This window comes from Microcystis sp. M090S1, from assembly GCF_020246295.1.
GTDB lineage: Bacteria > Cyanobacteriota > Cyanobacteriia > Cyanobacteriales > Microcystaceae > Microcystis > Microcystis aeruginosa.
On the sequence record NZ_JADBTF010000343.1, the window covers coordinates 1 to 8022 of the forward strand.

The 8022-nt window shown below is 46.7% G+C and carries 5 protein-coding genes, 1 tRNA gene and 1 pseudogene; 5 read left to right on the top strand and 2 right to left on the bottom strand.

All coding sequences use genetic code 11. The features are described from left to right. Positions 1–318: 318 nt before the first annotated feature. From ilvB to prmA, 3 genes are all read left to right on the top strand, one after another. Complete coding sequence (gene ilvB, locus IM477_RS15255) at positions 319–2172, top strand: biosynthetic-type acetolactate synthase large subunit (protein WP_287732412.1); 1854 nt, start codon at positions 319–321, stop codon at positions 2170–2172. Positions 2173–2762: 590 nt separating this feature from the next. After that, complete coding sequence (gene serA / locus IM477_RS15260) at positions 2763–4340, top strand: phosphoglycerate dehydrogenase (protein ID WP_287658469.1); 1578 nt, start codon at positions 2763–2765, stop codon at positions 4338–4340. A gap of 133 nt (positions 4341–4473) precedes the next feature. After that, on the top strand, positions 4474–5370 hold the full coding sequence (gene prmA / locus IM477_RS15265) for a 50S ribosomal protein L11 methyltransferase (RefSeq protein WP_287732413.1): 897 nt from the start codon (positions 4474–4476) through the stop codon (positions 5368–5370). Between the two features lie 224 nt (positions 5371–5594). Here prmA and IM477_RS15270 read toward each other — a convergent pair. Further along, positions 5595–5667, bottom strand: a tRNA-Arg gene (locus tag IM477_RS15270). Between the two features lie 56 nt (positions 5668–5723). Here IM477_RS15270 and surE point away from each other — a divergent pair. Both surE and IM477_RS15280 read left to right on the top strand, forming a co-directional pair. Continuing rightward, positions 5724–6536 (top strand): 5'/3'-nucleotidase SurE, encoded by an 813-nt coding sequence (gene surE, locus IM477_RS15275; protein ID WP_190722957.1) that lies wholly within the window; start codon positions 5724–5726, stop codon positions 6534–6536. 47 nt (positions 6537–6583) lie between these two features. Then, a complete protein-coding gene (locus tag IM477_RS15280) occupies positions 6584–7165 on the top strand; it encodes a DUF3727 domain-containing protein (RefSeq protein WP_012267496.1) in 582 nt (193 codons plus the stop codon). A gap of 293 nt (positions 7166–7458) precedes the next feature. Here the strand turns inward: IM477_RS15280 and IM477_RS15285 are convergent. Beyond that, positions 7459–7837, bottom strand: a pseudogene (locus IM477_RS15285) (zinc ribbon domain-containing protein); the annotation flags it as partial. Positions 7838–8022: the final 185 nt, after the last annotated feature.

Sequence of the window (8022 nt, forward strand, 5' to 3'; positions counted from 1 at the left end):
AGTCTGTAGAGCGACCATAAGACCAGAACAGAGTAAATCTGTTAAGGCAGGTGCGAAAAATCCTTCGGGAAAGAAGCAGAAACCTAAATCGTGAGGTTTGGGAATCACCGTCCGTTTACGGCGGTGAGGATGTCAACCCATCACCCCACTTCCCAGATATTGCATGGGTAAGATGCAAAAAGAAAAAAAACTGCAGCCAAAAAGGTGAGATGGAATACACTAAAAGTATAAGGTTATCAATTTTGCTATTTTTCAAGTTGCATCCTAGGCAACAGAATTGCAATTATCCCTCTAGTTAGAAATTGGACGGTTTGCCCTGTGGTTTCATCACTTCCCAAGCCCAATGACTCTTTAACAACGGTTCCCCAGCGTTGTTCTGGTGCTTATGCCTTGATGGACAGTCTCAAACGTCATGGTGTTAAGCACATCTTCGGTTATCCCGGAGGTGCGATCCTGCCCATCTATGACGAACTCTACCGCTTTGAAGAGCGGGGAGAATTACAACATATCTTAGTGCGCCACGAACAAGCGGCCGCCCATGCCGCCGATGCCTACGCTAGGGCCACCGGCAAAGTGGGAGTCTGTTTCGGTACTTCCGGCCCCGGGGCGACCAATTTGGTGACAGGCATCGCTAACGCACACATGGACTCCATCCCGATGGTAATTATCACCGGTCAGGTGAGTCGGGCGGCCATCGGTTCCGATGCTTTCCAAGAAACCGATATTTATGGTATTACTCTCCCGATTGTTAAACATTCCTATGTGGCTAGAAATGCCCGGGAAGTAGCGAGAATTGTCGCTGAGGCCTTCCATATCGCCAGTACAGGACGACCAGGACCGGTTTTAGTCGATATTCCCAAAGATGTCGGTTTAGAACTATGCGATTATATCCCCGTCGAACCGGGAGATGTGAAACTAACCGGCTATCGTCCCACGGTTAAGGGCAATCGCCGTCAAATCGAGGCCGCTTTACACCTCTTGGAAAGCGCCGAAAAACCTTTACTTTACGTTGGTGGAGGTGCGATTGCAGCGAATGCCCACGCCCAAATTGCCGAGTTTGCCGAGCGTTTTCAGTTACCCGTCACCACCACGTTAATGGGGATCGGTGCTTTTGATGAACATCATCCCCTCTCGGTGGGAATGTTAGGAATGCACGGCACTGCCTACGCTAATTTTGCCGTGACCGAGTGTGATTTATTAATTGCCGTCGGCGCTCGTTTTGATGACCGAGTAACGGGGAAATTGGACGAATTCGCCTCGAAAGCTAAGGTAATCCATGTGGACATCGACCCGGCCGAAGTGGGCAAAAATCGCGCCCCTGACGTGCCGATTGTCGGGGATGTGCGGGTAGTTTTAGAACAAATACTCCAAAAAGCCAGAGAATTTGATTATCCCACTAATTCCGATCGCACCCAAGCTTGGTTAGCCCAGATCGAGCGCTGGCGACAAGATTATCCTCTGCAAGTACCCCGACCGGAAGGCAGACTTTCCCCCCAAGAAGTGATCGTTGAGGTGGGTCGTCAAGCACCCCACGCCTACTATACCACCGATGTGGGCCAGCATCAGATGTGGGCGGCCCAATTCCTCAAAAATGGCCCCCGACGTTGGATTTCTAGCGCGGGATTGGGGACGATGGGTTTCGGTTTACCGGCTGCTATGGGGGTAAAGGTGGCTATTCCCGATGAGGAGGTCATCTGTATTAGTGGTGATTCCAGTTTCCAAATGAATCTACAGGAATTGGCCACCCTAACCCAATTTAATATTCATGCCAAGACGATTATTATTAATAATGGTTGGCAGGGGATGGTACGTCAATGGCAAGAAGCTTTCTATGGGGAACGTTATTCTAATTCCAATATGGAAGCGGGAATGCCGGATGTGGAACTGTTAGCCCAAGCTTACGGCATTAAAGGCATTACTATTCGCCATCGAGAGGAATTAGCCGCAAAAATTGCCGAAATGTTGGCCCATGATGGTCCGGTTTTGGTCAATGCGATCGTGACTAAAGAGGAAAATTGTTATCCTATGGTCGCCCCCGGCCAAAGTAATGCCCGTATGATTGGTTTACCGAAAATTGTCACCGGGGGTTGTGAAATGCTCGATTGTCCCAGTTGTGGCGCGGTTAACAGTTGGAATAATAAATTCTGTCCTGAATGTGGGGCGAAATTGTAGCCGAAAATTGTTAATTAATTAACCAGCCTCCGTTAAGTATAACGGAGGTTTTTGGCTTTTTCTCTACTATTTAGGGCTTGCTGAATAATGGTAAAACCCTTTTAAAATAAGGCTTTTGACCTGTTAAAATCCGATGTTAGTGCAAGAATATAGGATTGGGACACTCAAAAACCTTGCATTATCCTTCTTGTAGTACATAAATTGGTACAAAAAGAGAGGGCAACAAAGCCTGAAACAACCTGCTACTGACTCCTGACGACCGACTCCTAACCCACCAATAAACTTTTTCAGCAGACCCTATTTAAACATCATAGAAATTTTCAAACAAAAGCAATGGCAGCCCTAGAAAAGGCTTTAGAAAAAGAAGCGGAAAACTCGATCGCCACCGTGATTAAATTAGCCATATCTCAGTGACAACGGCAAGAGACTGACATCAACACCATGGACGACAAAGAGAAGGACAACCTAAAATCTTTTCGCTAATTTTGCCATAGACTGCACCCTTTGCTTCTAAAATGGGCTATTGCGGCTAGATACCAATATTGGTCTAGCATTTGCCCGTAGACTGAAAAAAGCACGTTATAAAGATTATGGCCAAAGTTCTGGTATCCGATTCGATCGATCCGGTAGGAGTAGAAATTCTGTCACAGGTTGCCCAAGTGGACGTGAAAACAGGACTATCCGCCGAGGAAATCATTCAAATTATCCCCGAATACGACGCACTGATGCTCCGTTCCAGTACCCGCGTCACCAAAGAAATCGTCGAAGCAGGCAGCAAACTGCAAATTATCGGCCGCGCAGGGGTAGGAGTCGATAATATCGATGTTCCCGCCGCTACTCGTCAGGGTATTATTGTCGTTAACTCTCCCGAAGGTAACACGATCGCCGCTGCCGAACACGCCTTGGCCATGATGTTATCCCTCTCCCGTCATATTCCCGATGCCAATCAGTCGGTAAAAGCGAATAAATGGGAAAGAAATCGCTTTATCGGCACAGAAGTTTATAAAAAGAACCTAGGAGTCGTCGGTTTAGGGAAAATTGGTTCCCACGTCGCCGCCGTTGCTAGATCCCTAGGCATGAAAATTCTCGCCTACGATCCCTTTATTTCCAAAGAACGCGCCGATCAACTCGGTTGCACCTTGGTAGATCTGGAATTACTCTTTGCTGAGTCCGATTTTATCACTCTCCACGTCCCGAAAACTCCCGAAACCCAGCATCTCATCGGTCGGGAAACCATCGCTAAGATGAAACCCACGGTCCGCATCATTAACTGTTCCCGCGGCGGCATTATCGACGAGTTGGCTTTAATTGAAGCCCTCGAATCCGGTAGAATCGCCGGGGCAGCCTTGGATGTATTTGAACAGGAACCTTTAGGCGAATCTAGATTAAGAGAATTATCTAACGTCATCCTCACTCCCCACCTAGGCGCATCGACTACGGAAGCACAGGTTAATGTGGCTATTGATGTGGCCGAACAAATTCGCGATGTCCTCCTCGGTTTGCCAGCGCGTTCGGCCGTTAATATCCCCGGACTAACTCCCGATGTTATGGAAAAACTGCGCCCTTACCTGCAATTAGCGGAAACTATGGGTAATCTCGTCAGCCAGTTAGCAGGAGGTCGCTGTGACTCGTTAAATGTCCGTTTACAGGGAGAATTGGCCACTAAAGACAGTCAACCTCTGGTGGTGGCGGCAATTAAGGGTTTACTTTCCCAAGCCCTCCGGGAACGGGTAAACTATGTTAATGCGGCGATCGAAGCTAAGGAACGCGGTATCCGGGTAATCGAAACCCGGGATGCTTCCACCCGCGACTATTCGGGATCGATTCATTTGGAAGCCAATGGTTCCATGGGTACCCATTCCGTCACCGGAGCGCTGTTAAGTAACGGAGAAATCCGCATTACTGACCTCGATGAGTTCCCAATTAACGTGCCACCGAGTAATCATATGCTATTCACCCTTCACCAGGATATGCCCGGTATTATCGGCAAAATTGGCGCACTTTTAGGCAGTTTTAATGTCAATATCGCCAGTATGCAGGTAGGACGCAAAATTATTCGCGGTGACGCAGTTATGGCCCTGAGTCTCGATGATCCTTTACCAGAAGGTCTTCTCTCGGAAATTACTAAAGTCCCCGGTATCCGTGATGCTTATACAGTGAAACTCTAGATTAAATCAGTTATCAGTAAACAGTAAACAGTAATCAGTAATAAGTGAAAAGAAAGCTCTGAACTTGCCACTTAATACTGTTGACTGAAAACTCAAATCTGATAACTGATCCCTAATCACTGATAACTGATATATGTCTAATAGTTGGTGGGAAATTACGGTTTTGTGCGAACCTAGTCTCGAAGAAACGGTTTTCTGGAGACTGGAAAATTTTGGCTGTTCGGGAACGGCCACTGCTAAAAAACAATCCTCTTTAGAGATTAAGGCCTATATACCAGAAATTAAAGCGCAATTGCCCGATTTAGAGGCACTAAGCCTCTGGTTAAAGCAGGATGCTTTGATTTTAGGTTTTCCCGAACCTGTCAGCCATTGGCAGTTAATGGACGAGGAAGACTGGGCCAGCAGTTGGAAACAACATTGGCAAATTAGCGAGATCGGCGATCGCTTTTTGATCTGTCCTGCTTGGTTAAATCCCCCCGAAAATAACCAGAGATTGGTGATTAAAATTGACCCCGGTTCCGCTTTTGGCACGGGAACGCATCCAACCACGCAATTATGTCTAGAATCCCTAGAAATGCGTTTAAGTAGCCATCCAGAGCCTAAAATTATCGCCGATATCGGTTGTGGTTCCGGCATACTCGCGATCGGAGCGATTTTATTGGGGGCCAAAAAAGTTTATGCTGTCGATACAGATCCGCTGGCGGTGAATGCGACGCGCAGTAATCGCCATCTCAACCGAATTAACCCCGAAAATTTAGCTATTAATCAGGGTAGTGTCGAGGAGTTATTAGAATTAATTCCCGATGGTGTCGATGGCATCGTTTGTAATATTTTAGCCGAGACAATTATCGCTTTAATGCCCGAAATCACCCGTCTGGCAAAACCCACCACTTGGGGAATTTTAAGCGGCATCCTCGTCACCCAAGCACAAGCAGTTACAGATATTTTAGAACCCCAAGGCTGGACAGTGGCTGCCCTGTGGAAACGTCAAGAATGGTGTTGTCTTCAAATTCGTCGCGCTGTGGATTAATATAGCTATCAGTTATTAGCTTCTGAAAGCAAGAGGCAGCAAAAAAAAATCTGGCAATTCTCCTACCCAAAAAGAAGGTTAGAAACTAAGTAGATTTAAGCTTTTAGCTTAACAAATGACAGTTTTCCACCACAGGGGAGTTCCAATGATACTAAATCCGGTTAAAAGGTATAGGTGAGCGGGGAGCGGCAGAGCCGGGGGAATACCGACCCCTGATTTCTGAACGAGTACGGAGGGAGTCGAACCCCCGACACCCAGGACCGGAACCTGGTGCTCTATCCTCTGAGCTACGTACCCACAATAAAATACTATTATATTATACCACTAGCCGACGCAGTAGAGCAGAAATTTCTATGACTAGCGATCGCCCTTTAAAACTACTGATCAGTAACGATGACGGCATTTCCGCCCTAGGAGTCCGCACCCTCGCTAACACCCTCGCTACTGCGGGCCATCAAGTCACCGTAGTTTGTCCCGACGGCGAGCGCTCTGCTACCGGTCATGGCTTAACCTTACACCATCCCATCCGGGCCGAACAGGTGGAAGGAATTTTTCATCCCGATGTGATTGCTTGGTCCTGCTCGGGAACTCCCGCCGATTCGGTGAAATTTGCCCTTAGTGCCGTCCTCAAAGAGCGTCCCGATTTAGTTTTAGCTGGCATTAACCACGGGTCTAATCTCGGCACCGATATCCTCTATTCTGGCACGGTTTCCGCAGCCCTAGAGGGCTTAATCGAGGGTATTCCCAGTATTGCTTTTAGTCTGGCTGGTTTTAAAGCCTGTGATTTCCAACCGGCCGCCGATTTTGCCCTCACTTTAGTCAGGAAAGTTGCCCTTAACCCTTTTCCTCTTCCCACTTTACTCAATGTGAACGTCCCTCCAGTTAGTAGTGGCGAAATCAAGGGGGTGAAAATCACTAGGCAAGGATTGCGACGCTACGAAGAAACCTTCGAGAAAAGACTGGATCCGAGGGGTAAAAGTTATTACTGGTTAATTGGGGAAGTGGTGGAAGATATCGAACAACCGGACTATACCCATTTACCCCCGGAAGTGCCTACGGATGTGCGCGCTATTGGCGAGAATTTTATCACCATCACGCCCCTACAATACAATTTAACTGATGTGCAGGGGTTTCAACATTTGCACCGGAATTCTTGGTTTGATTGAGGATCATCTCATGATATTCTGATTCAATCATTAGCGTTTGAGAGCCTATGTCCCCTCAATTTAATTTTCAAGAAAACGAACTCGAAGAAGCGGATATCATAACCCTCTGGGATGAGCAAGGTCGATCGCTGGACTGTTATATTGAGAACGCCTATGAAACCGATGATCTCACCTATATGCTTCTTGTCCCCGTGGATACCCCGGTGATGATTCTAGCTTGGGATGAGGAATCGGAGGAAGAAGAATCTGATGCCTTCTTAATCGAAGATAGCGAGGAAATCGAGCGGATTTTCGCCGATGCTAAGGCAGTTTTAGCAGAATTAGACCTATTGCTCAAATCCACTGCCCACACCTTGACTGTTAGTGGTGAATTACCGCCCCTAGAAGAAGATAATGTTCTCAGTTTAGAAATTGATGGCGATGAACCCTCCTCGTCATCAGAGCCGGAAGAATTGCAATTTCTCGCCAGTTTCTTTTCGGAAGACCAAAAATACTCGATTTACAGTCCCCTAGCTCCTTTGTTATTCTTAGCCGTCGGTGATGCGGAAGGGAAAGTTGAATTAGTTTCCCCCGATGATGACGGTATGGGACCAATTCTAGAGGAACTTTTGTTTGATGAACTCGATTAATTACATAATTTTACCAAATCCGCCGACCAAAATTTTTGATAAATCTAGTCACAGTATATCTTTCGGGATTTTATTATCGTCGTGATTAAAACGGATTTGGTATTTTTTCTCTAAATTAATTACACATTTCCCTAACCACTGACGAACTTATTATCTGTCGGATAGGCTTCTAGCCCCTGCTTGCTGGCAAAAGTGAGGGGCAGCCCGGGACAGACACTGATGCCAAAGGAAGATTGACTCTCCCCCGCTAACCGCTCGCGCGGTGTAGCGGGGGATTCTCGGTTCTTAGGCTTTTAACTAGATCGACCGGGTTTAACCCAGTCGATCCCCGTCAAATCGCCTCCGCGAGCGTTTTCTAACACGGTCAGTCCGACCGCATTTTTTCCTCGGTTCTCGATTACCTTTGCTGATGCCGTATCTCTCGGTTCAATGTGGCCGCAAGAATCACACCGGTGAACTCTTTCTGATAATGCTTTTTTGCCAGTAATCGCGCCACAATTCGGACAGTCCTGTGAAGTTCCGTTTTTATCGACCTTAAGATAATATTTCCCCCGTTTCCAAACAACAAACGGTAATATCTCATTAATAAAACTACCGATGCCCGAAGAGCCGAGATTGTTTTCTAACGATCCCTCTAGACCAGGAAACGAAGTTAATATCTTCAACGAAAATATAGCAATTCTCTGACTCATGAGGTACAGTAGCAACAGTGAGTAAACCAATTGCGAATATCTTTTTGAGTAACTTCTAACATAGCTAATTCAATCCCTTCTATTACTGGACTTCCCCCATACAGAAATACTAAAAAATTAACAAAACCCTTACTGCAGGTCGCTTCTCAGAAAAAATTGAAAAGA

What these genes read in the sequence shown, in the direction of transcription:
- serA (WP_287658469.1), top strand. Translation starts at nt 2,763, where the DNA reads ATGGCCAAAGTTCTGGTATCCGATTCGATCGATCCGGTAGGAGTAGAA.
- IM477_RS15280 (WP_012267496.1), top strand. Translation starts at nt 6,584, where the DNA reads ATGTCCCCTCAATTTAATTTTCAAGAAAACGAACTCGAAGAAGCGGAT.
- surE (WP_190722957.1), top strand. Translation starts at nt 5,724, where the DNA reads ATGACTAGCGATCGCCCTTTAAAACTACTGATCAGTAACGATGACGGC.
- prmA (WP_287732413.1), top strand. Translation starts at nt 4,474, where the DNA reads ATGTCTAATAGTTGGTGGGAAATTACGGTTTTGTGCGAACCTAGTCTC.